The sequence below is a fragment of the Yersinia vastinensis genome, from assembly GCF_902726565.1.
GTDB classification, from domain to species: Bacteria; Pseudomonadota; Gammaproteobacteria; order Enterobacterales; family Enterobacteriaceae; genus Yersinia; species Yersinia vastinensis.
Genome location: NZ_CACVAF010000003.1, coordinates 226888 through 251912 on the forward strand (window position 1 = coordinate 226888; position 25025 = coordinate 251912).

The following is a 25025-nucleotide window of genomic DNA, read 5'->3' on the forward strand; positions in this document are numbered from 1 at the left end:
AATACCATTACTTGAGACAAACGAGTTTTAACTTTTATGAAACGGGTAATTAGGCAAGCTGAAGCGTTATAGTAATTTTATTTATGAGTTTAAAATCATTTTTTATGAATATAAATTCAAAATGAAACAAGAAAAATCTGTATTCCTCTTTTCTTTCACCTGAACACTGGTATGACCATTATAAAAATAGCCAACTGGTGACTTTTCGTACTAAAAATGCACATTATTACTTTTTCCTGAAAACAACAGCTTGATCACGCATCAACATTTTTCTGCATGTTTTGACTAAAAATTCGCCGGTTAAAATAAAAAGCAGATGCAATAATTCTCGCCTACCACTATTCTCTTCTCAACGGTAGCCAAAATCGTAAATTCCACATAAAGCAACCGTAAACAAAACAATACAAATAATGTAATCAAAACCTTACGCATAGCAAGCAGCATCGGTTTAGCTAACTAAACCTGCTAAAAGTGACAACGACAGAGGATGCAATGATGAGTGTTCAACAAGAAGGTGCGGAGCTAAAGCGGGGGCTTAAAAACCGCCACATTCAGCTTATTGCCTTAGGTGGTGCTATTGGTACCGGGCTATTTCTTGGTATCGCGCAGACGATTCAAATGGCGGGGCCTTCAGTTTTACTGGGGTATGCAATTGGGGGCTTTATCGCATTCTTGATTATGCGCCAGTTGGGGGAAATGGTGGTCGAGGAACCCGTTGCCGGTTCTTTCAGCCACTTTGCTTATAAATATTGGGGCAACTTCGCCGGCTTTGCCTCTGGTTGGAATTACTGGGTTCTCTACGTACTCGTGGCCATGGCTGAACTCACGGCCGTCGGTATCTACGTGCAATATTGGTGGCCGGAGATCCCAACATGGGTATCTGCTGCGGTCTTCTTCCTTGCCATCAACGCCATCAATCTGGCGAACGTAAAAGTGTATGGTGAGATGGAGTTCTGGTTCGCCATCATTAAAGTGGTCGCCATCATTGCGATGATTCTGTTCGGCGGCTATTTACTCCTTAGTGGACAAGGCGGCCCAGAAGCCACCGTCACCAACTTATGGGCGCAGGGTGGGTTCTTCCCCAATGGCATCATGGGTCTGGTGATGGCGATGGCTGTCATCATGTTTTCCTTCGGTGGGCTTGAATTAGTGGGGATTACCGCTGCAGAAGCAGAAAACCCAGCCAAAAGCATCCCGAAAGCCACCAATCAGGTAATCTATCGTATCCTGCTGTTTTATATTGGTTCTCTGGCTATTTTACTGTCCCTCTACCCATGGGGAAAAGTGGTTGAAGGCGGTAGCCCATTTGTCCTTATCTTCCACGCATTGAACAGTAATGTGGTCGCAACAGTATTGAATATTGTCGTGCTGACGGCGGCATTGTCGGTCTACAACAGTTGCGTTTACTGTAACAGCCGCATGTTATTTGGTTTAGCCAAGCAAGGTAACGGCCCGAAAATACTGTTAAAAGTTGATGGTCGTGGTGTACCGGTGATTGCTATCGCCGTCTCTGCATTTGCCACTGCCTTCTGTGTACTGATTAATTATCTGTTGCCGGGGCGTGCTTTTGAATTACTGATGGCCTTAGTGGTATCAGCGCTGGTGATTAACTGGGCGATGATTAGTCTAGCCCACCTTAAATTCCGTGCAGCTAAAAACCGCCAAGGTGTCATCCCGCAGTTCAAAGCATTCTGGTATCCGTTCAGCAACTATTTATGCTTACTGTTCCTGACGGGTATTCTGGTCATCATGTACCTGACACCGGGTATCCAGATTTCAGTGCTGCTGATCCCAGCGTGGGTATTGCTTCTGGCTATCGGTTATGTCCTGAAAAACCGCCGTCAACGAGCAAAATCCTAATAGCAGAAATTAACCTGTTATCCATGAAAATCTGACGATTTCGTCTCTAACGGGCCAGCCACCAGTGCTGGCCCGTTTATTTTATTGTTTAGCAAAAATAAACCAATTTATCCTCCATCAATACCTTTCCATCGTAACCAACTGATTCTTATCTATAACGAATACTGACAGCTCATTATTCTCAGAAAAAAATTCGCGATAACTTATCTGTTTAATTTACTAAATCTGTATTTTGCAATCTGGCTCACACTTTGATGGCAATGGCTTATTTGTCCATCTCTATAACCATTAACTTCTGATGCCCCAGCCAATTGTGCGGCAATAATCCATCCCTAAGACTGTTTTTGATCCATAACGGAGAAAATATCCATGAACACCGCACTTACAGTGAAGGAAAAGATCGGGTATGGAATGGGGGATGCTGGTTGCAACATGATTGGCGGCGCAATCATGCTTTTCCTAAATTATTTCTATACTGACATTTTCGGACTCGCCCCAGCGCTAGTGGGGGTTCTGCTGCTTTCAGTTCGAGTTCTGGATGCGGTGACTGATCCGATTATGGGTGCTATCGCCGATCGCACTCAAAGCCGTTATGGTCGTTTTCGCCCCTATTTGTTGTGGATGTCCCTGCCCTATGTCTTATTCAGCGTTCTCATGTTTACTACGCCGGAGTGGACCTATAACAGCAAAGTTATCTATGCTTTCGCCACTTACTTCTTAATGTCACTCTCCTATACCGCCATTAACATTCCTTACTGCTCATTAGGTGGCGTGATTACGTCTGATCCCAAAGAGCGCGTCTCATGCCAATCATATCGTTTCATCATGGTGGGTATCGCCACCTTGATATTATCAATGACATTATTGCCGATGGCTGAATGGTTTGGCGGGGCGGATAAAGCACGCGGTTATCAAATGGCAATGGGGGTATTGGCGACAGTCGCCTTCTTTATGTTCCTATTCTGCTTCGCGACAGTAAAAGAGCGAATTAAACCCGCTATCCCCACAAATGATGCCCTAAAAGCTGACCTGCGCGATGTGTGGAAAAATGATCAGTGGGTTCGCATCTTGTTACTGACATTCTGCAATGTCTGCCCCGGATTTATTCGTATGGCGGCAACAATGTATTACGTCACCTATGCCATGCAGCAATCATTCTCTTTCGCCAGCCTTTTTATCAGCCTTGGCGTCATCGGTATGATGATTGGCAGCGCACTGGCGAAACCATTGACAGATAAATTCTGTAAATTAAAAGTCTTTTTCTGGACTAATATCATACTGGCCATTTTCTCATGCGGTTTCTATTTCCTGAATCCCCACCTGACCGCACTGATTGTGGTGGCTTACTTCCTATTAAATATCCTGCACCAAATTCCCTCCCCACTGCACTGGTCACTCATGGCTGACGTTGATGACTATGGTGAATGGAAGACAGGTAAACGCATCACCGGTATCAGCTTCTCCGGCAATCTATTCTTCTTGAAAGTAGGATTAGCGGTAGCGGGCGCTATGGTAGGTTTTCTGCTGTCTGCCACCGGTTATCAAGCAGAGGCTATCAACCAAACACCGAGTGCATTAAACAGTATTGTGCTGCTGTTCACCGTGATCCCTGGGGTGGGTTATCTGATCACCGCTGGCGTCGTTCGGTTATTGAAAGTCGACCGTAATCTGATGAAACAAATTCAAATCGATCTGGAAAAACGTCGCCATAACTATCAAGAACTCAGTGACTATCGCACTGGGAAGCAACTGGAAGCCAAGGAGTCAGTATGACCGAGCGTACCTACCCTAACCCTTTAATTGAGCAGCGGGCAGACCCATTTATCTATCGGCACACTGATGGTTATTATTATTTTACCGCGTCTGTTCCGGAATACGACCGCCTCGAATTGCGCCGTGCAGCATCACTGACAGGGTTAGCTCAAGCCGAAGCTGTGACAGTGTGGCGCAAACCACAACAAGGCCCAATGTGCTCGTTAATCTGGGCACCTGAGCTGCATTTTATTGACGGCAAATGGTATCTCTATTTTGCTGCTGCCCATTCACCTGACATTGCCGAAGGTTTATTCCAGCACCGTATGTTCGCACTAGAGTGCGATGCCGCTAATCCACTGACCGGAAAGTGGGTTGAAAAAGGACGCATTGCCACACCACTGGATAGTTTCTCACTGGATGCAACGCACTTTGAACATAACGGGAAACACTATTATTTGTGGGCACAGAAAGACCCTCGCATTCAAGGAAACTCAAATTTATATTTGGCTGAAATGGCCAATCCATGGACGCTGAAAGGTGAACCAGTCATGTTGAGCCAACCAGAATTACCTTGGGAAACCATCGGTTTTTGGGTCAATGAAGGCCCTGCGGTTATTAAATATGGGGAGCGTATTTTTATCAGTTACTCCGCCAGTGCTACAGATGAAAACTACTGCATAGGGCTGCTATGGGCCGATATCAACAGTGATATTTTGGATGCAGCACAGTGGCATAAATTACCGGAACCCGTGTTTCGTACCCAATATCAAAATCGCCAATTCGGCCCCGGCCACAATAGTTTTACTCGCAATGAGTTTGGCGAAGATGTGCTGGTTTATCACGCCCGTAACTACACTGAAATTGAAGGTGATCCGCTTTATGATCCTAATCGTCATACTCGAATCAAGACTATCAGTTGGGATAAGCAAGGTATGCCGATATTTGGCGAGCCACCAGCAGATAATCACTGATTCACTCAGAAAATAGTTTATATCTTATGGGGATAGCACTGGCCGGGAGCAAGTATTCCGGCCAGTACAGAAAGCACGTTAGCTATACCAACGCACCATAAATCGTGAGTAAAGCAACCACCACAATCACTGTCAGTGTAACTTTTCGCGCCAGAGAAACCGCCGCTCTTGGTGTCTGCACAGGGTCTAAATGAGGCTCTCGTGCCAACGAGTACTGTGCGAGACGAGTCAATACCTGATATTGCTGTGAGTGAAAATCACCCAATGAAGCGAACCAGGCTGGCAATGCTCTTTCGCCATGCCCTAATAATGCATAAGCGACCCCCACCAACCGCACAGGAATCCAGTCCAGCCAATGTAGGACACGATCAATGCCAGATTGAGAACGCTGCAAAGGTGTGTGATGACGAGCCAGCCAAGTTTGGTATCCACGCAGCATCGCGTACCCAGCTAATGCCACTGGGCCATACTTAGCACAGACGACAAACCAAAAGATAGGTGCTAAATAATAGCGGAAGTTTATCCATAACAATGCATTTTGCAGGGATTGCAGCCTGACCTTCTCACCACTCTCCATCGGTAAACCATGAATCAGCGCTAACTCCTCGGCCATTTTGTCAGTAGCATGAACATCGCCCTGTTTAGCGGCTTTCAGGTAGGCACGATAATGCTTACGAATGCCACCAGCACCAATACACAACAGACAAATCAGTATCCAAAGCAGTAAAAGAGGGAAGCCAAACAAGATATTTTGCACGAGTTGCAAAACCAACCACACCAGTGTCATCCACACCACAGTCAGTAAAATTGTTTGTATCAACGAAAAGCGATGAAAACGCGCAAATACCACTTCAAGGCGATGATCTAGCTGCCAATGTTCGCCCAGCTTAAACAAGCGCTCCCATGCCAGCACCAGCAACAGCGTAAACAGTGTCATTAGCTCTTATTCTCCCTTTGCTCTTAACCAGCCCTGAAACAGGGCATACGCCTCCCGGCATGTGTATACGACAATAGCAGACGAAGCGACAAACCCATAAGCGCTCGGCAGTAAATTCTGATTAACACATTGAATGCTCTCTACATTACGACGGTGAAGAGAGCGATGCTAAATGCTGCTGATACAACACCCAGTCAAAAGCGGGGCCAGGATCAGTTTTACGCCCCGGAGCAATATCACTATGGCCCGTCACCCGCTCGACGGTTATTGGATAATGAGCAAACAGTAATGCACTTATCTCCGTCAGGCTGCAATATTGTGCGGGCGTAAACGGTAACACATCTGTCCCTTCCAGCTCGATTCCAATCGAGAAATCGTTACACCGCTCACGTCCAGCAAAGGTGGAGACGCCAGCATGCCAAGCTCGTTTATCAAAAGGAACATATTGAATAATTTCACCATCTCGGCGAATCAGACAATGGGCTGAAACACGCAAGTGAACAATATCGGCAAAATAAGGATGTTCATTAGCATTCAATGTGCCAGTGAATAGCTGGTCGATATACGGGCCACCAAATTCACCGGGGGGCAGACTAATATTATGAATCACCAACAGGGAAGGAGTTTCACCATCGGGCCGCTGATCAAAATGGGGAGAAACGACCCGCTTAACTCCTGAAATCCAGCCATTATCTAACTGCATTATTTACCTTAGCCCTTATTAATACACACCAACCAGCTCTTTATAGTTAACACACCGACGACTTCAAGTACGAAGGGTATATGGCACTTCTGCCAGCAACAGAGTAGCATGTTTGGACAACTATCTATCCGCCATTTCGGAGTTTTCTATGCCGACCCGCAGCTATAATGCCGACAGCCGCCGCGCCGAGCTATTGGAACGAATTCAATATGATATCCCTTCTACTGTTGCCCAAGCTCTGAGTGAAGATCTGGGTGGAGAGGTCAATGCCGATCGTGACCTTACTGCACAATTGCTCCCAGCGGATAAACATGCCAAGGCCACTATTATTACCCGTGAAGAGGGTGTTTTCTGTGGTCAACGCTGGTTGAATGAAGTGTTCATTCAACTTGGCGCTCAAGTATCAGTCGAGTGGCTCGTTAACGATGGCGACAAATTGACAGCTAATCAGGTGCTCTGCCATCTGACTGGTCCGGCCCGCATCCTATTAACAGGCGAACGTACTGCCCTCAACTTCCTACAAACACTTTCGGGTGTCGCCACGGAAGTCAGCCATTATGTCGCGATGCTATCAGGGCTAAATACACAATTACTCGACACCCGGAAAACATTGCCAGGACTGCGTACCGCACTGAAATATGCCGTACTTTGTGGTGGTGGAAGCAATCATCGGCTTGGCCTATCCGATGCTTTCCTTATTAAGGAAAATCATATTATTGCCGCTGGGTCGATTAAAGAAGCTGTTGCCAAAGCATTTTGGATACATGCCGATGTCCCTGTCGAAGTTGAAGTGGAATCCCTTGATGAGCTACAGCAAGCATTGGAAGCGGGGGCAGATATCATTATGCTAGATAACTTCACCATTCCAATGATGCGTGATGCGGTAAAAAAACGCGATGAATTTGCCAAGGGCGGGAACAGTGCACAATTGGAAGTTTCAGGCAATGTCACACTGGAAACACTGCGTAGTTATGCTGAAACAGGCATTGACTTCATTTCAGTGGGTGCGCTTACCAAACATATCACCGCCTTAGACCTTTCCATGCGTTTTCAATAATCCTAGCAGATCATCTTCGGCGGAATATAACCATTAACAGACTCTGATTCTGTTTTGCGAACGCCGCCGAAGTTATCTGTCATGCCTATGTAACAACCTAAATATTCGACAGTATGCTTCGCAAATCGTGGCAGTGTTGCTATTGCCATGAATGAAAAACCTGCACTCTTACCTCGTTTTCTCATACACAAGGAAAGTGGCATATGGCTAATCAACGGGGTTTTACATTAATTGAACTGATGGTCGCGATCGCCATCATTGCAGTCCTCAGTGGCATTGGTATTCCGTCTTATCAGCGCTATATCCAAAAAGCGGCACTCACTGATATGTTACAAACCATTGTCCCTTACAAAATGGCCGTAGAACTGTGTGTTCTGGAACATGCCAGCCTCAATAACTGTAATGCAGGCAGTCATGGCATACCTACAGGGGAAAAGTCACGTTACGTTCATACCACAATGATTGATAAAGGTGTCATTACGTTAACAGGCCAACACACGCTCGCCGACCTAACATTGGCTATGTCACCAACATTAAATAAAAGTGGAAATATTGTTTGGACCAGAACATGTACCGCGGTAGATAGCAGCCTTACAGATAACTGTAAGAGTGTATTTCGCTTCAATGACAAGGTCTAACCAATGACTGAACTCATGAAATACCCACCTCAAATAATCAGTGATGATTTACACACACTTTGCCACCGTCACAGGGCAATAGCACTAAAACTAGACAGTCAGAATCTATTCATAGCGTCACCAACCCCAGTGAATGATGAGTTATTAACAGCACTACGTTTTACTTGTGGCCGCAAAGTCAGAGTGGAATATTGGCCAGAAGCCAAGATTGAGCAATCATTAAATTTGGCCCCATTCGAGGAGGGGAAATCCAAAGAAATATCTCCTAGTACACTCACGAAGCGGGAAGAACGACTTGGGGCTACTTTATCAAACCAACCGCAACAGGATTCTGATGAGACATTGCTAGATAATCAAAGCGATATTCCTGTTATTCAATTTATAACCCAAACACTCAGGTTAGCCATTGCAAAACGTGCATCGGATATCCATTTCGAGCCTTATCAGCATCACTACCGCATTCGATTAAGAATCGACGGCGTATTACATGAATCCCCCTCACCGCCCGCTGATTTAGCAAGTCGAATCAGTAGCTGCCTGAAGGTCATGTCTAAATTGAATATTGCTGAAAAACGCTTATCACAAGATGGTCAACTCACTTTGCTGTTAGACGGTATCCGCTACTCCATGAGAATCGCTACTCTTCCTGTGCAATATGGTGAAAAAGTGGTGTTGCGAATACTTAATGCACAACAGCAACCAACATTGGAGAAATTAGGGCTAGTCCCAATCGCTCACCAACAGTTAACGCGAGCACTAGCGGCTCCACAAGGCTTAATACTGGTCACAGGGCCAACAGGCAGCGGCAAGACAGTCACCCTTTATTGCAGCATGGAGCAACTAAACCAATCGCAGCTAAACATTTGTAGTGTTGAAGATCCTATAGAAATCCAAGTGGATGGCATAAATCAAACTCAAACTAACAAGAAGATAGGGCTAGATTTCTCTGGTGTATTACGCGCGATGTTACGTCAGGATCCTGATGTCATTATGCTAGGTGAGATTCGAGACAATGAGACGGCAGAAATTGCAGTTAAAGCAGCACTCACTGGGCATTTGGTGCTTTCAACGTTACATACCAACTCAACGGCTGAGACACTAATACGCCTGACACAAATGGGTATAGAACGTCACTTAATCGCCTCCAGCCTGATATTAGTCATTGCCCAACGCTTAGTGCGCCGCTTGTGTTTACATTGCCGAAAGCCATCTATCTCCCTTTTTCATCCCCCTTCTGATGTACAGATAAAGCCAATACAGCATTATCTTGCTGTCGGCTGTGAACATTGCAGTGCAGGCTATTATGGCCGGACGGGAATTTACGAAATATTAGATGTGACGCCCCCGATTAAACAAGCTTTGCTCAATAATGCCAGCCCGCCAGAACTCACTCGAATTGCGCTGGAACAAGAGCAAGTGACACTGCTTTCTGCTGGCTTGGCATTGGTCGAAAGTGGTGTGACTAGCCTGAGTGAGATTAAACGTGTCGTGGGGCAACTAACTAATATTGAGGCAATACCGTGAATCATCAGCGCTTATTCTATTGGAAAGCAACGAATACAGAGGGACAACTTCAAACCGGTGCACTATTGGCAACAGAGCGAAATATTGTCTATGAGCATATATTCCGTCAGGGATTACATCCCCTTGGCGTTAAAAGTGGTAAACAGTTATCAGCTCGTTATTGGCGAGGGGAGCGTCTAATTACTGTTACTCGCCAATTAGCCACCTTACTGCAAGCTGGGCTACCTTTAGTTAACAGCTTGCGAATGCTGGCAAAAGAAATGGATGATCTCCCGTGGCAGTGTTTATTGCAGGAAATAAGTCTTCAGGTTTCACAAGGGCAATCATTATCAGAAGTGATGGCGCGCTACCCTCATACTTTTCCCCGGCTCTATCCCCCAGTGATTGCGATGGGAGAATTGACTGGTAACCTTGAACAGTGTTGCCTCCAGTTGGTACAGCATCAAGAACGGCAGCAAAAACTACAAAATAAAGTGGTTAAGGCACTCAAATATCCAGTATTTGTCTGCGTTATTGCATTAGTTGTGAGCATGATTATGCTGGTCATGGTGTTACCTGAATTTGCACAAATCTACCAATCATTCGATACAGAGTTGCCAGCACTGACAGCCACATTACTTGCGACATCAGCATTTCTTACTGCTTATGGGCCATTCATCGTCTTATTAGTAACATCACTGTGTATTGGATATCTGTATATACGGCGGCATCAAGTTCACTGGAAGCAGCGAGAACAAAGGCTACTATTGCGCCTCCCATTCATATCAGCGTTAATTCGTGGCAGCAGTTTGAGCCAAATTTTTCAAACACTGGCAATGACTCAATATGCAGGGATCCCCCTAACCGCGGGGTTAGATGCCGCACTCATGTCCATCCATAACTGCAGTTATCAGCAAGCACTCAAGCATATCCAAGCTCAGATCAATCAAGGGCTGCCGTTATATAAAGCTCTAGCCCAACAGCCTCTCTTCCCGCCGCTATGCCAACAAATGGTGCGTGTAGGTGAGGAGTCAGGTGCATTGGACGTACTATTAGAAAAATTGGCGAATTGGCATCAACAGCAAACACAAGATTTGGCCGATAATCTCACCCAAATGTTAGAGCCACTTTTAATGCTGGTTATTGGCAGCATTGTTGGAACTCTAGTGATTGCGATGTATTTACCTATATTTCAGTTAGGTGATGTTATTGGATAAATGAGATTGCCAGAGAGGGCATTATTCGGTGAAAAAGCTTGAGGTATTTTTAGAAAGAGGGCGTCAATAAGTACGCCCTTCTATCTCAACACATAAATATCATCAAAAATCTGAGATTAATTACTGCCGAATACGCGGTTTTCTTGCTCTGCTACACGGATAAATGTAGTGCGCTTAGTCAATTCTTTTAAATGAGAAGCACCTACGTAGGTACAAGCTGAACGCAAGCCGCCCATGATGTCACGTACCGTATTATCGACTGAACCACGCAATGGCAATTTAACTGTTTTGCCTTCTGCGGCGCGGTACTCGGCAACACCACCTACATGGCGTTTCATCGCAGATTCAGAACTCATACCGTAGAACAGCATAAACTTCTCGCCATTCTCTTCAACAACTCGGCCTTCGCATTCGTCATGCCCGGCAAGCATGCCGCCTAACATCACGAAGTCAGCTCCGCCACCAAAGGCTTTAGCTACATCCCCAGGCACTGAACAGCCGCCATCGCTGACAATCTGCCCACCTAAGCCATGAGCAGCATCAGCACATTCAATCACTGCTGATAACTGTGGATAGCCAACACCAGTCTTAACACGTGTAGTACAAACGGAACCGGGGCCAATACCCACTTTAACAATATCGGCACCAGAGAGAATCAGTTCTTCTACCATCTCACCAGTCACCACATTACCTGCACAGATAACTTTATCCGGGCAAGCTTCACGTGCTTTTTGCAGGAAAGAGACAAAATGCTCAGAATAGCCATTAGCGACATCAATACAGATAAATTTCAATGCAGGTGATAACGCCAGAATTTGTTTCATTTTGTCGAAATCAGCAGAAGAAGTCCCGGTTGAGACCATAACATGCCGCAATACTGATTCAGGAACTCGTTTTACAAACTCACCCCATTGCTCAACGCTATAATGTTTATGGACCGCAGTGAGTACGTCAAATGATGCCAGAACTTCTGCCATGCGGAAGGTGCCAACAGTATCCATATTAGCGGCGATGATAGGTACACCAGACCAATTCCAACCTGAATGTTTGAAGGTAAACTGGCGTTCCAGTTCTACTTCAGAGCGGCTTTTCAGCGTTGAACGTTTAGGACGGATTAACACATCTTTAAAGCCTAACTTCAAACCTTCTTCAATACGCATGGCTGATTATTTCCTGGTTAGTGGCGATAGATCGCAAAATGTGATCGGGCGTAAATCACGCCATCCCAGTGAAGCTATCATACGCATGAATATTTCTACGGCAAGACTGCGAATGCACCTTTATTTACGCTACAATCCCACAAATTACCTGAAGAGTAGCGGCAGCTCTTTTATCTGTATGCTCACGCCATCTATTTTTCTACTCAGTTCAAACAGAATGCATCCCATGCTATGCCTTCCCCGCTGCTTTCAGATACAATCCGGCCACTCACTAACAGTATGCAAGGCGAGGCAATGACCTATATTGTGGCCCTCACCGGTGGTATTGGCAGCGGTAAAAGCACAGTCGCAGACGCATTCGCCAATCTCGGTGTGCCCCTGGTTGATGCTGATATTATTGCCCGTCAGGTAGTTGAACCGAGAATGCCGGCATTAGGTACTATAGCGTCTCGCTATGGTGAAACTATCTTGCAAGCAGATGGCACATTGAACCGAGCGGCATTGCGCGAAAAAATTTTCAGTGAGCCGAAAGAAAAAGCATGGTTAAATTCCTTGTTGCATCCACTGATTCAGCATGAAACCCAGCGCCAACTTGCCAGCATTGATAAGCCATATGTACTTTGGGTTGTTCCCCTGCTGGTCGAAAATGGTTTACACAACCGTGCCAATCGTGTGTTAGTGGTAGATGTAGCACCTGAAATACAACTCGCTAGAACGATGGCGAGAGATGGTATTACTCGCCAACAGGCAGAACATATTTTAGCCTCACAGGCTTCGCGACAACAGCGGCTGGCCTGTGCTGATGACATTATTGACAACAGTGGCGATCCATTAGTTATCGCCCCGCAAGTTGCTTCATTACACCAGCAGTATTTAAAATTGGCAGTTGCGGCCCAACAGGATCTACATCGATGAGTGACCTCACCTCAACAATACTTTTTGAACATCCGCTCAATGAAAAAATGCGTACCTGGCTGAGAATGGAGTTTTTACTACAACAATTAGAAAGCCAACGTGCGTTAGATAATATTGCCAGTGCATTAACATTTTTCCGAACCGCATCTGATTTAATTGATGTCCTAGAGCGCGGTGAAGTTCGAACTGATTTACTTAAAGAGCTTGAACGCCAGCAACAAAAATTACAGCAATGGGCCGAGATGCCCGGCGTCGATGTCTCACGAGTAGAATCACTGCGGGGCCAGCTAAAAAGTCGGGCTTCAGTATTGATGTCAGCACCCCGTATCGGGCAATCACTAAAAGAAGATCGTTTAATCAGTGTTGTTCGCCAGCGCCTAAGTATCCCTGGTGGTTGCTGTAGTTTTGATTTACCCACGTTGCATACTTGGCTACATCAACCACAAGAACAGCGTAATCAACACATCGCCAAATTGCTGGAAAGTCTAGCGCCACTGAATCAATCGCTGACCATCATTTTAGATTTGATTCGGCAGTCAGGCCCACTGCGAGCACAAATTAGCTTAAATGGTTTCTTCCAAGATAATGCTGAAGGGGCGGATTTACTCAGATTACGTTTGCCACTGGACATTCAACTGTATCCGCAGATTTCCGGTCATAAAACACGATATGCCATTCGCTTCTTACCACTCGACAGTGAAAATGGTACCGTGCCAGCTCGTTTATCGTTTGAATTGGCCTGCTGCTGAGTGTGCACTCAGCTATACCCGAAGAATTGCAAAATGCAGGGTAGAAGGTGTTGATAGATTTTAGGAGAAAACATGGAAACCGAAGAAATAGAGGTTAACTGCCCAACATGTGGAAAGGTCGTTGTTTGGGGCGAACAAAGCCCTTATCGCCCTTTCTGTTGCAAGCGTTGCCAGCTTATTGACTTAGGTGAGTGGGCTGATGAAGAAAAACGCATACCTAGCCATGGCGAACAATCTGATAGTGATGAGTGGAGCGAAGAAGACCCTCTCAAACACTGACAGCGTTAACAGCCAATTATCGTCTCATAAGGGTGGAGCAAATGGCATGTTGCTCCATTCTCGCACTATTAATCAAAATCTATCATATCCACGGCGTTATGCCGTCAGCAGTTCAATGATTGCTGCATTGGCTGGCGGGAATTCTTGCGCCAATAATTCAGATTGTTTCACCCAACGCATAGGCTGCCCTTCGCGCCCAAAAGGTTCTCCCTCCCAAACCTCAACTAGATAGAAACTTAGTGTCACGATACGATCGGTAAAAGTATGTTCAAGTACCTTCAGTAACGTCGCCTTTTGTACTTCAATTCCAGTTTCCTCCAGCAGTTCACGCCTTAGAGCAAGCTCGGGGGTTTCGCCCTGCTCAATCTTGCCTCCGGGGAATTCCCAAAAGCCGGCCATATGGGAATCGGCAGCACGCTGAGTGATAAAAATTTCTTGCTGCGAGTTACGAATAATCCCCACGGCGATATGTAAGTGTTTCAATTCTCTTTCTCCTGATCAGGGCATTCCTGCGGCTTTGAATATCCCTGCTTGCTTGTCCTAGGATAAAACGACAAAAAAAAGTCAAAATAAAGGGCGGTTTTTACGCCGCCCTCATTAACAGTATCAATCTTAGCCTAAAATATTACTGCAACCGGCCATGGCACTGTTTGTATTTCTTGCCTGAACCACACGGGCACGGATCATTACGTCCCACTTTGCGTTCAAGACTAGCAGCGACGCTGACTTCTTCCTGTGACATCAGTGCACTGTTATCTGATTGATGGCTTAATTGCTGCTGTTTAGCCAAACGTTCAGCTTCTTCACGGCGCTGGACTTCCAAGGCTTCAACCTCTTCCGGCATCCGCACCTGTACTTTGCTCAGAACGCTGATCACTTCATATTTCAGCGACTCCAGCATGGCAGCAAACATAGCAAAAGACTCACGCTTATATTCTTGCTTAGGATCTTTTTGCGCATAACCACGTAAATGAATGCCCTGACGCAGGTAGTCCATTGCAGCCAAATGCTCTTTCCACAAGGAATCCAGCGTTTGCAGCATCACGCCTTTTTCGAAGTTGCGCATCATTTCAATGCCCACAACTTCTTCTTTACGCTGATAAACCTCGATAGCCTGTTGCAGAATGCGCTCACGCAATGTTTCTTCATGCAACTGTGGCTCGTCCTCAAGCCATTGAGCAATCGGCATATCGAGATCAAAATCATTTTTCAGACGTTGTTCTAGACCTTCAACATCCCACATTTCTTCCAGAGACTGGGTTGGGATATAGCTGTCGATAACCGTTTTGAAGACATCCTCACGAATGCTGTTGATAGTTTCGCTAACATCAGACACGTCCAGCAGTTCATTACGCTGGCTGTAGATAGCCCGACGCTGGTCGTTAGCCACATCATCATATTCGAGTAATTGCTTACGGATATCAAAGTTACGGCTTTCAACTTTACGCTGCGCATTAGCGATAGCTTTGGTAACCCATGGGTGTTCGATCGCTTCACCCGGCTTCATACCCAATTTACGCATCATGCCAGACACACGGTCAGAGGCAAAAATACGCATCAAAGCATCTTCCATTGATAGGTAGAAGCGTGAAGAACCCGCATCCCCCTGACGGCCCGCACGACCACGTAACTGGTTATCAATACGACGCGATTCATGACGTTCAGTACCAATGATATGCAAACCACCGGATGCCAACACTGCATCATGACGAACCTGCCATGCCGCTTTAATGGCGGCAATTTGATCTTCAGTTGGGTCTTCCAGCAGTGCAATCTCACTCTGCCAGCTCCCCCCCAACACGATGTCGGTACCGCGCCCTGCCATGTTGGTGGCGATAGTCACCGCCCCAGGCTGACCGGCTTGAGAAACGATTTCCGCTTCCATGGCGTGGAATTTGGCATTCAGAACTTTATGTTCAATACCGGCTTTGGTTAGCTCCGCAGAGACGACTTCGGATTTTTCAATCGAGATTGTCCCCACCAATACGGGTTGGCCGTTTGCCGTACGCTCACGGATATCTTCGATAATGGCACCAATTTTTTCCTGTTCAGTCATATAGACCAAATCAGCCAAATCCTTACGGATCATTGGGCGGTTGGTGGGTACAACAATAGTATCCAGCTTATAAATCGAGCTAAATTCAAATGCTTCTGTATCCGCTGTACCGGTCATACCGGCCAGTTTTTCATAGAGTCGGAAGTAGTTCTGGAAGGTAATCGAAGCCAGCGTTTGGTTTTCGTTCTGGATCTCAACGCCTTCTTTAGCTTCAACAGCCTGATGTAGGCCATCGGACCAACGGCGCCCTTGCATGGTACGCCCGGTGTGCTCATCAACGATGATAACCTCACCGTCTTTCACGATGTAGTCAACATCACGGGTAAATAGCACGTGCGCACGCAGCGCCGCAGTGACGTGGTGCATTAACATAATGTTGCTTGGAGAATACAGAGACTCCCCTTCATCCATGATGCCCGCGTCCACTAACATTTGTTCGATCAGAATCAGACCACGCTCAGTCAAATGAACCTGACGTGATTTTTCATCTACCGAGAAGTGCCCTTCACCCTGGAAGGTATCTGAATCCTCTTTTTCCTGACGAATCAGTTTTGGAATCAGTTTGTTAACACGGATATACATCTCTGAACTATCTTCAGCCGGGCCAGAGATAATTAGCGGGGTACGAGCTTCATCAATCAAGATGGAGTCGACCTCATCCACCAGCGCATAGTGCAGTTTACGTTGCACACGCTCTTCAGGGCTAAACGCCATGTTGTCGCGCAGGTAGTCAAAACCGTATTCGTTGTTAGTACCGTAGGTGATATCCGCAGCATAAGCAGCACGTTTAGCCGGTGCCGTCATATTTGGCAGGTTGATACCGACACTCAAACCCAAGAACTCAAATAATGGACGGTTATTTTCGGCGTCACGTTGAGCCAAGTAGTCATTGACGGTAACCACGTGAACACCACGTCCAGTCAACGCATTCAGGTAAGCAGGCAGAGTTGCTGTCAGTGTTTTACCTTCACCTGTACGCATTTCTGCGATGCAGCGTTCGTTCAGGACCATACCACCAAGCAACTGTACGTCGAAGTGACGCATACCAAACACACGTTTACTGGCCTCACGCACCACAGCAAAAGCTTCAGGAATCAAGGTTTCCAGCACAGCACCTTTTGCCAAACGCTCACGAAATTCATCCGTTTTAGCGCGTAATTCTGCATCAGTCAATTTTTCGACTTCAGGTTCCATGCGGTTGATAAGATCAACCACCTTGCGCATACGGCGCAGTGTACGATCGTTACGGCTGCCAAAAACTTTGGTTAATAATTTAATTAGCATGATTCTTAATATCTCTTACAAAACCACCAAACCGGCGGCCAAAGGTTGTATAAAATTGGGGTGAACCAAGAAAACAATTAACTCAAATTGGCAGGCCCGGCTCGGATGCCTTGCACTTGTGCAAGCCAAAGTCCGGGTGTGTGTAGCGAAATAACGGGACGTTTAACCTGCTCAGTATAACGAATGATCGCGGGCGGTTTAAATTCGTGTGTCAGCAGCGCATTCAGTGTATCCAACAAGGCAAGCTGTTGAATTTGAGACGACTGAACTTGTTCGATTTCTACATCTTCTTGTACTCGTGCATAAGCTGCTTGAGGTGCCAGAGCAAATGAAAGATGACGAATAACCGTGCGCAGTGCATGCTGTTGCCAGTAGTCTACGCTGAATGAAGGGCGACGATGCATATCATGCAACAATGCCAAACTGTTAAAGTTTGTCGCGCCTTGATTCTGACGGCTTTGGCTAGAGGATGTATTCGGTATCGCGGCTTGATCAGGAACGCCAGACAGGTTTGATGGCACGCCAAGACTCGCCGCGACCATCCCCAATAGGAGATGCGGCCAGAAATAACGTCTGCCAAATTGTCGCCAACGATTTAGAATACCGATCACGAGTTTAAAATCCGCCGGAGCCTTGTCAATGCGTGAAAGCCGCCCACAATTATTAGATGTTCTGTTCGATGATGCTATTGCAGCAGAAAACGGACCACTGCATAACGTACAGCAACGCGCTACAGCACTGTTAAAACTTAACCGTGCGGTAAAAGGATTGCTCCCTTCACAGTTGCAGCCATGGTGTCGCGTCGCTAACTATCGACAGAGTGTTTTAGTGCTAGAGACTGCGAGCGCTAGCTGGTTAATGCGCTTACGTTATGAACAACCCGCGTTGCTCTCTGCACTACGAGCGCAAATTCTACCATCATTGTCTTCAATCGACATCAGGATTAATCCATCGTTAATGGCGAAGGGCCATAACATTACGCAAGATATCGCAAAATCTACGCAAAATTCTGAGAAATCGCCGCCATTGCGCCATTTAAGTTTAGAAAGTGCTAAGGAATTAAGAGGATTAGCGAGCCGTAGCCCTGAAAAACTGAGGACAATATTGGAACGATTGGCTGCGTTGGCCGGAGAGAGTGCCAACGCAACCAAAAGTGATAAATAATAGCTTTTAGTAAGCCAATACCGTAGACGGAGCTTTGAATGCCAATGGCATTTCGGCTTCGTCTTGGAACGTCACATATTCCCAAGCTTCTTGTTTAGCTAAAACAGCCTGCAATAGCTTGTTGTTGAGTGCATGACCAGATTTGTACGCAGTAAATGCGCCAATAATGTTGTGACCACACATAAACAGGTCGCCGATGGCGTCCAGCATTTTGTGACGAACAAATTCATCTTCGAAGCGCAGGCCATCTTCGTTCAACACGCGGTAATCATCTACCACGATGGCACAATCGAAACTACCGCCCAGGCACAAACCACGGGACTGCAGATATTCGATATCACGCATGAAACCAAAAGTACGCGCTCGGCTAATTTGACGGACGAATGAGTCGGCCGAAAAATCTAAACGGTAACGCTGAGTACTTGAGTCAATCGCCGGGTGATTAAAATCAATGGTAAAATCCAAACGGAATCCATTGAATGGAGACAATTCAGCCCATTTATCACCGTCTTCAACCCGCACAGTCTCTTTCAGACGCAGGAATTTCTTCGCAGAGTTTAACTCTTCGATACCGGCATCCAGCAGCAAGTACACAAATGGACTGGCACTACCGTCCATAATCGGTACTTCGGGAGCGTTAACTTCAATAATAATGTTATCAATCCCTAACCCTGCCAGAGCAGCGTTGAGATGCTCAACAGTAGAAATACGCACGTCATGCTCATTGACCAAGCAAGTACAGAGCATGGTATCACGCACGGATTTTGCATCTGCCGGAAAATCAACCGGTGGATTCAAGTCAGTGCGACGATAGATGACCCCGGTATTAGCCGGCGCGGGTCGCATTGTCAGCGTGACTTTCTTACCGGTGTGCAAACCGACGCCAGTCGCCTGAACAATACGTTTTAAAGTCCTTTGTTTGATCATCGTTTTATCTCGCAATGTTATCCATCCTACCGACCAAGTTTATAACAAGATCGGCGGGACAGTTTAGCACAAAGAGCGGAGATTCCAATATTTTCGATAATTAGTCGGCTTGCTTACGCAAAAACGCCGGAATATCCAAATAATCGGGCTCTTTATTTGTTTGAGCAGTTGGGTCATTAACCACTTTAGCCGCAGGTTTAACTTCCTGAGGTAAAGGAGACATGCCATGCTGCTGGTAACGATGGTCCATAACAGGCTGTGTTTGCTTGTTGGTTACCAGCGTTATCTCAGGGCGTTTATCCATGCCGATACCGGTCGCAACAACAGTTACGCGCAGCTCATCGTTCATTTCTGGGTCTAATGATGTACCGATAACAACGGTCGCATTGTCAGACGCAAATGCACGGATAGTGTTACCCACAGTTTCGAATTCATCCAAACGCAAATCGAAACCAGCGGTGATGTTAACCAGAACACCACGAGCACCAGACAAGTCGATATCTTCCAGCAACGGGCTGGAGATAGCCATTTCTGCTGCTTCTTCCGCACGGTCTTCGCCACAAGCAACACCAGAGCCCATCATGGCATAACCCATTTCGGACATCACTGTGCGCACGTCAGCAAAGTCGACGTTCATCAAGCCTGGGCGGGTAATCAGTTCAGCGATACCCTGAACAGCGCCTTTCAATACATCGTTAGCCGCACCGAATGCATCCAGTAGAGAGATGCCACGACCCAGAACTTTTAATAATTTATCGTTCGGGATAGTGATCAGTGAGTCCACATGCTTGGACAGTTCAGCAATACCCTGCTCAGCAAATGCCATGCGTTTCTTGCCTTCGAAATTGAAAGGCTTGGTAACCACAGCAACTGTCAGAATACCCAGATCTTTAGCCACCTCAGCAACAACAGGAGCAGCACCAGTACCGGTACCACCGCCCATGCCAGCAGCAATAAAGACCATGTCTGCACCTTCAAGGGCTGCACGCAGAGCTTCACGGTCTTCTTCGGCTGAATTGCGACCCACTTCTGGGTTTGCGCCAGCACCCAAACCTTTGGTAATACCGCTACCAATTTGGATTGTTTGGCCAACAGCCGTCTTACGTAGCGCCTGAGCGTCTGTATTAACGGCGAAGAATTCAACACCTTCGATGCGCTCGCGCACCATGTGTTCGACGGCATTGCCACCGCCACCACCGACGCCGATGACTTTAATCACCGCGTCATTGGTTAGTTCCATAGGTTCAAACATAGTTTCTCTCCGTTTTGTGCCTGTCGCTTCGAGATCAAAAAATATGTTCAGCATGATCTCTTTGTTGAAACATTAAAACTCTTTTCTCAGCCAGCTATTGATACGTTTAAACCAATTGCCCACTGAGGCACGTTTTTCTACTTCTGACTCACCACTGAGATGAGATTCTTTACCATAGTGCAACAACCCAACAGCAGTGGAGTAATAAGGTTCCTGTGCATAATCCGTCAGCCCGGTAATATTGAGCGGTTGACCGATACGCACCTGAGCATGAAATACTCGTTGCGCACATTCAGCCAAACCATCAATTTGTGCCGCTCCGCCTGTCAGCACAATACCGGCTGCCAGATGATGCTTCACACCTTGCTGACGTAATTGCTCCTGCAATTGTAAAATCTCGTCATTAACCAAATTCAGCAATTCGGTGTAGCGTGGTTCTATAACCTCAGCGAGTGTCTGTCTTTGCAGACTACGAGGAGGACGTCCGCCAACACTTGGCACTTCTACACTTTCGTCCTTGCTGACAATCGACCCGAGCGCACAGCCGTGTCGAACTTTAATCGCTTCCGCGTCTGTCGGCGGAGTCCCGAAGGCATAAGCTATATCGCTGGTGACCACATTCCCGGCGTAAGGGATAACTTTGGTATGACGCAATGCCCCACCGGTATAAACCGCCATATCCATGGTGCCACCACCGATGTCGACAACACAGACACCTAGCTCACGTTCATCTTCGGTCAATACGGCATAACTGGCTGCCAAACCGGCGAAAATCAATTGGTCCACTTTCAGACCACAACGTTCTACCGCTTTAACAATATTCTTTGCCATATCGTTATGGCAGGTAATCAGGTGTACCTTGGCCTGCATCCGCACGCCCGAAAGACCAACAGGATTTTTAATGCCTTCCTGATAATCGATGGCATACTCCTGCGGAATAACATGCAAGATACGATGCTCATCACGCACACGTACCGACTTCGCGGTATGCACTACGTTTTCTACATCTTCCTGAGTTACTTCCTCTTCTGAAATAGGAACCATCCCTATTTCATTCTGACAACTGATATGTTTACCCGACAACGCCAGATAAACAGATGAAATTTGGCAATCTGCCATTAACTCAGCCTGATCGATAGCGCGCTGGACGCATTTCACTACCGATTCAAGATCATTAACCCCACCCTTATCCATGCCACGGGATGGGCAACTGCCTACCCCAATAATATTGACCATGCCATCGGGCAGAACTTCCCCTACCAATGCGGAGACCTTTGCCGTTCCGATCTCAAGACCTACTACCAGTTTTCTGTCCGTCGACTTGATCATTGTTGTTTTGCCTGTGCCTGATTCTGTTGCGGATTACTGTTCTGCTGGTCATTTATGGATGGTTCAACACCCTGACTGCCGATAAATACCGGAGCCCAACCTATTGCAGCCCCTGTTTCATATCGCAAATCGACATAACTGACCCGTTTATCTGGCTGCTGTTGCAACATCGGATACAACTTGATGAAACGCTGCAAACGCCCCATCCGGTCATCCCGTCCCAGCTCCAGCCGAACATCATTATCTAAGGCCAACTGCCAAGAATGTCTGGCACTCATTGCCACCATTTTTAGCTGATACTTATTGGCCGCTAACACCTTGTTTATTGCCCGGTAACCTTCGAGAACATCCTGTTCACTGCCTTCCGGTCCGTACAATAATGGCAACTTCTGCTTACCGACTCGCTCAGACGGCACACTAAATGACCGCCCCTGCTCATCCACCATATGTAAATCATTCCAACGGGCAAAGGGCACATACTCCACCAGATGGATTTTCAGCTCATCCGGCCATTGTTTACGCACACTGGCCTGCTGAATCCAAGGTAATCTCTCAATCTGTTGCTGAATGATATTGACATCCTGCGTCATGAAAGTCCCTGGTGCGCCCAATGCCAGAATTGCCTGGCGAATATCATCATTGGTGGTGTAATGGCGCTCACCTGTCACCACCAGTTTCGACAGCGGCAATCGACTGGCATCCTTCATCCAACCGACGACTACCCATCCTCCCCAGAGGATGGTACCCAGAACCATTAGCAGGAAAATCAACCCTGCTAACTGTCCTCCGTTACTGCGCCGGGCGGCACTGTTTTCAGCCGCTCGTTCACGCGCATTCAGGGCAGCTTGCGACATATCAGTCAGCCAACATCAAAATTCGGGCCACTAACTGGGAGAAACTCAACCCCGACTCACGCGCTGCCATCGGCACCAAGCTGTGGCTGGTCATACCCGGTGAAGTATTCACTTCCAGCAGGTAGAAACGGCCATCGCTATCTTGCATGACATCAACCCGGCCCCAACCGCTGCAACCCAGCGCCTGATATGCCTGTAATGCCAACTCCGCCAACTGTTGCTCTAACTCAGCACTCAAACCACTTGGGCAGAAGTATTGAGTTTCGTCAGACAGATATTTAGCTTCATAATCATAAAACACACCGGGCGCTTGAATCCGAATCGACGGTAAAACCTCGTCACCCAAAATAGCGACCGTGAATTCTGGCCCACTCAACCATTTTTCAATCAAGACATCTGTATCATGACGGAAGGCTTCAACTAAGGCGGCCTGTAACTCAGTAGCCTTATTAACCTTACTCATCCCGACGCTAGAGCCTTCGTGGCTTGGTTTCACAATTAATGGCAGACCAAGCTTAGCGACACAATCATCTAATTCCTCTGACGAAAGTGTTTCAAACTGTTGACGATTTAAGGCGACATAAGGAGAAATCGGCAAACCTGAGGCTTGCCACACCAATTTGGTGCGTAATTTGTCCATTGTCAGCGCAGAGGCCATCACGCCGCTGCCGGTATAAGGTAATTGCAGAAACTCCAACACGCCTTGCAGCGTACCGTCCTCGCCCCCTCGACCGTGCAGAGCGATAAATACCTTATCAAAGCCCTGTTCTTTAAGCTGAGTCACCGGAAAATCTTTGGTATCAACGCCATGAGCATCAATACCCGCCTCTCTTAGACCCGCCAAAACAGCCTGGCCTGAAAGTAATGAAACTTCACGTTCAGCGGAGGTTCCACCCAGCAATACGGCAACTTTCTCAGCCATGATGTTCCTCGTCTTTTGTCTGCGGCTGCAATTTAAGCTCAGCCAATTTACGGGCAATCTTACCGATGTTGCCAGCACCCTGAACCAGAATCAGATCATCGCCATTAAGCACTTGCGCCAATACCTCAGGCACGGTTTCACTGTCAGAAACCAAAATTGGATCTAATTTGCCACGATTGCGAATAGTGCGGCACAGTGAGCGACTGTCAGCACCAGGAATCGGCGGCTCACCGGCGGCATACACATCCAACATCAGCAAAACATCAACCTGCAATAATACATTGGCAAAATCGTCATACAGATCACGGGTACGCGTGTAGCGATGCGGCTGGAAAACCATCACAATGCGTTTATCTGGCCAGCCAGCACGCGCGGCTTTAATCGTCGCATCAACCTCTGTTGGATGATGACCATAATCATCAACCAGCATTGCACTACCTTCTTTCCCGTTGACGGGTGCCAGTGGGAAGTTACCGAGAAAATCAAAGCGACGCCCTGTCCCCTGAAATCCTGCCAGCGCACGCAAGATATCATCGTCTTCAATACCTTCTTCCGTTGCGACTGCAACCGCCGCCGCTGCATTTAGCGCATTATGACGACCCGGAGCATTCAAGGTTACCGTCATCAACGGCTTATCCAGACGCTTCAATGTGAAATGCCCCTGTGGGCCTTCCTGACGGTAGCTGGCAATCTGCACATCTGCGTCATCACTGAAACCGTAAGTAGTGATATGACGGCCTACGCGCGGTAGCAACTCACGCACCACAGGGTCATCGATACACATCACTGCACGGCCATAAAACGGCAAGTTGTGCAAAAAGTTAATGAATGTCTGTTTTAAATTCTCAAAGTCGCCCTGATAGGTATCCATATGGTCGGCTTCGATATTGGTGACAATCGCCACCATCGGTTGCAAATGTAAGAATGACGCATCACTCTCATCCGCTTCCGCAATCAGATAACGGCTGGAACCCAAACGTGCGTGGGTGCCCGCTGCTTTCACCAAACCACCATTCACAAACGTAGGATCCAGACCTGCTTCAGCATAAATACTGGAGACCATCGCGGTGGTGGTGGTTTTGCCATGGGTGCCAGCAACCGCAATCCCATGACGATAACGCATCAGCTCTGCCAGCATCTCTGCGCGGCGGATCACCGGAATTCGCGCCTCACGAGCGGCAACAATTTCTGGGTTATCCGCAGAAATTGCTGTTGAAACAACCACTACACTGGCATCCAACACGTTCTCTGGACGGTGATGGAAATAAATCTGTGCGCCCAATGAAGCCAAATGCTGAGTAACCGGGTTAGGCGCCAAGTCTGAACCGCTAATCTGATAGCCTTCGTTTGCCAACACTTCAGCGATACCACCCATGCCAGCACCACCGATGCCAACAAAGTGAATGTGCCGGACGCGACGCATCTCGGGCACGATAGTACGTAGTTTCGCCAGTTGTTGTGTATTCACGTTTCTCTTCACTTTTTTGTCTGTT

At 47.0% G+C, this 25025-nt stretch carries 23 protein-coding genes; 11 read left to right on the plus strand and 12 right to left on the minus strand.

Annotated elements, in window-relative coordinates:
• Window positions 1-495: 495 nt before the first annotated feature.
• The 3 genes from HUZ92_RS05855 (at window position 496) to HUZ92_RS05865 (ending at window position 4586) form a co-directional block, all read left to right on the plus strand.
• A complete protein-coding gene (locus tag HUZ92_RS05855) occupies window positions 496-1860 on the plus strand; it encodes an amino acid permease (protein ID WP_050100450.1) in 1365 nt (454 codons plus the stop codon).
• Between the two features lie 369 nt (window positions 1861-2229).
• On the plus strand, window positions 2230-3633 hold the full coding sequence (locus tag HUZ92_RS05860; RefSeq protein WP_050100452.1) for a glycoside-pentoside-hexuronide (GPH):cation symporter: 1404 nt from the start codon (window positions 2230-2232) through the stop codon (window positions 3631-3633).
• On the plus strand, window positions 3630-4586 hold the full coding sequence (locus HUZ92_RS05865; protein WP_050100453.1) for a glycoside hydrolase family 43 protein: 957 nt from the start codon (window positions 3630-3632) through the stop codon (window positions 4584-4586). The genes HUZ92_RS05860 and HUZ92_RS05865 overlap by 4 nt, the downstream gene beginning before the upstream one ends.
• 82 nt (window positions 4587-4668) lie before the next feature.
• Here the strand turns inward: HUZ92_RS05865 and ampE are convergent, their stop codons facing one another.
• Together ampE and ampD are read right to left on the minus strand one after the other, a co-directional pair.
• Window positions 4669-5523: a beta-lactamase regulator AmpE gene (ampE, locus tag HUZ92_RS05870; protein WP_145580049.1), complete on the minus strand. Its 855-nt coding sequence runs from the start codon at window positions 5521-5523 to the stop codon at window positions 4669-4671.
• A 145-nt stretch (window positions 5524-5668) separates the two neighbouring features.
• Entirely contained in the window at window positions 5669-6226 is a 558-nt protein-coding gene (gene ampD / locus HUZ92_RS05875) for a 1,6-anhydro-N-acetylmuramyl-L-alanine amidase AmpD (RefSeq protein WP_050100456.1), read from the minus strand.
• Window positions 6227-6374: 148 nt separating this feature from the next.
• Between ampD and nadC the strand changes: the two genes are divergently transcribed.
• The 4 genes from nadC (at window position 6375) to hofC (ending at window position 10641) form a co-directional block, all read left to right on the plus strand.
• A complete protein-coding gene (nadC, locus tag HUZ92_RS05880; RefSeq protein WP_050100458.1) occupies window positions 6375-7283 on the plus strand; it encodes a carboxylating nicotinate-nucleotide diphosphorylase in 909 nt (302 codons plus the stop codon).
• A 203-nt stretch (window positions 7284-7486) separates the two neighbouring features.
• Window positions 7487-7921, plus strand: coding sequence for a prepilin peptidase-dependent pilin (gene ppdD, locus HUZ92_RS05885; RefSeq protein WP_050100459.1), 435 nt, complete (start codon window positions 7487-7489; stop codon window positions 7919-7921).
• Between the two features lie 3 nt (window positions 7922-7924).
• Window positions 7925-9445, plus strand: coding sequence for a type II secretion system protein GspE (gene gspE / locus HUZ92_RS05890; protein ID WP_174846798.1), 1521 nt, complete (start codon window positions 7925-7927; stop codon window positions 9443-9445).
• Window positions 9442-10641, plus strand: a complete 1200-nt coding sequence (gene hofC / locus HUZ92_RS05895; protein WP_050100461.1) for a protein transport protein HofC — start codon at window positions 9442-9444, stop codon at window positions 10639-10641. Before gspE ends, hofC begins: the two co-directional genes overlap by 4 nt.
• Window positions 10642-10757: 116 nt before the next feature.
• Here the strand turns inward: hofC and HUZ92_RS05900 are convergent, their stop codons facing one another.
• Window positions 10758-11801, minus strand: a complete 1044-nt coding sequence (locus HUZ92_RS05900; RefSeq protein WP_004706206.1) for a GMP reductase — start codon at window positions 11799-11801, stop codon at window positions 10758-10760.
• 294 nt (window positions 11802-12095) lie between these two features.
• Between HUZ92_RS05900 and coaE the strand changes: the two genes are divergently transcribed.
• The 3 genes from coaE (at window position 12096) to yacG (ending at window position 13744) form a co-directional block, all read left to right on the plus strand.
• Window positions 12096-12716, plus strand: a complete 621-nt coding sequence (gene coaE, locus HUZ92_RS05905; protein WP_050140449.1) for a dephospho-CoA kinase — start codon at window positions 12096-12098, stop codon at window positions 12714-12716.
• Entirely contained in the window at window positions 12713-13465 is a 753-nt protein-coding gene (zapD, locus tag HUZ92_RS05910) for a cell division protein ZapD (RefSeq protein WP_050100463.1), read from the plus strand. Before coaE ends, zapD begins: the two co-directional genes overlap by 4 nt.
• A gap of 72 nt (window positions 13466-13537) precedes the next feature.
• On the plus strand, window positions 13538-13744 hold the full coding sequence (gene yacG, locus HUZ92_RS05915) for a DNA gyrase inhibitor YacG (protein WP_050100465.1): 207 nt from the start codon (window positions 13538-13540) through the stop codon (window positions 13742-13744).
• A 96-nt stretch (window positions 13745-13840) separates the two neighbouring features.
• On the opposite strand, the gene mutT is transcribed toward yacG, so the two are convergent.
• The 3 genes from mutT to secM form a co-directional block, all read right to left on the minus strand.
• Window positions 13841-14227, minus strand: coding sequence for an 8-oxo-dGTP diphosphatase MutT (gene mutT, locus HUZ92_RS05920; protein WP_050100466.1), 387 nt, complete (start codon window positions 14225-14227; stop codon window positions 13841-13843).
• A gap of 142 nt (window positions 14228-14369) precedes the next feature.
• Window positions 14370-17084, minus strand: a complete 2715-nt coding sequence (secA, locus tag HUZ92_RS05925) for a preprotein translocase subunit SecA (RefSeq protein WP_050140447.1) — start codon at window positions 17082-17084, stop codon at window positions 14370-14372.
• Between the two features lie 77 nt (window positions 17085-17161).
• A complete protein-coding gene (gene secM / locus HUZ92_RS05930; RefSeq protein ID WP_050100469.1) occupies window positions 17162-17695 on the minus strand; it encodes a secA translation cis-regulator SecM in 534 nt (177 codons plus the stop codon).
• Between the two features lie 28 nt (window positions 17696-17723).
• On the opposite strand from secM, the gene HUZ92_RS05935 reads away from it, so the two are divergent.
• Complete coding sequence (locus HUZ92_RS05935; RefSeq protein ID WP_050100471.1) at window positions 17724-18248, plus strand: DUF721 domain-containing protein; 525 nt, start codon at window positions 17724-17726, stop codon at window positions 18246-18248.
• Window positions 18249-18254: 6 nt separating this feature from the next.
• Here the strand turns inward: HUZ92_RS05935 and lpxC are convergent, their stop codons facing one another.
• The 6 genes from lpxC to murC form a co-directional block, all read right to left on the minus strand.
• Complete coding sequence (gene lpxC, locus HUZ92_RS05940) at window positions 18255-19175, minus strand: UDP-3-O-acyl-N-acetylglucosamine deacetylase (protein ID WP_050100472.1); 921 nt, start codon at window positions 19173-19175, stop codon at window positions 18255-18257.
• A gap of 100 nt (window positions 19176-19275) precedes the next feature.
• On the minus strand, window positions 19276-20427 hold the full coding sequence (gene ftsZ, locus HUZ92_RS05945) for a cell division protein FtsZ (protein WP_025379504.1): 1152 nt from the start codon (window positions 20425-20427) through the stop codon (window positions 19276-19278).
• Window positions 20428-20499: 72 nt separating this feature from the next.
• Window positions 20500-21756: a cell division protein FtsA gene (gene ftsA / locus HUZ92_RS05950; RefSeq protein WP_002210431.1), complete on the minus strand. Its 1257-nt coding sequence runs from the start codon at window positions 21754-21756 to the stop codon at window positions 20500-20502.
• Window positions 21753-22610: a cell division protein FtsQ gene (ftsQ, locus tag HUZ92_RS05955; protein ID WP_050100474.1), complete on the minus strand. Its 858-nt coding sequence runs from the start codon at window positions 22608-22610 to the stop codon at window positions 21753-21755. The genes ftsA and ftsQ overlap by 4 nt, the downstream gene beginning before the upstream one ends.
• 1 nt (window position 22611) lies before the next feature.
• Window positions 22612-23532 (minus strand): D-alanine--D-alanine ligase, encoded by a 921-nt coding sequence (locus tag HUZ92_RS05960; protein WP_145580048.1) that lies wholly within the window; start codon window positions 23530-23532, stop codon window positions 22612-22614.
• Complete coding sequence (gene murC, locus HUZ92_RS05965; RefSeq protein WP_145580047.1) at window positions 23525-25000, minus strand: UDP-N-acetylmuramate--L-alanine ligase; 1476 nt, start codon at window positions 24998-25000, stop codon at window positions 23525-23527. The genes HUZ92_RS05960 and murC overlap by 8 nt, the downstream gene beginning before the upstream one ends.
• Window positions 25001-25025 lie beyond the last annotated feature (25 nt).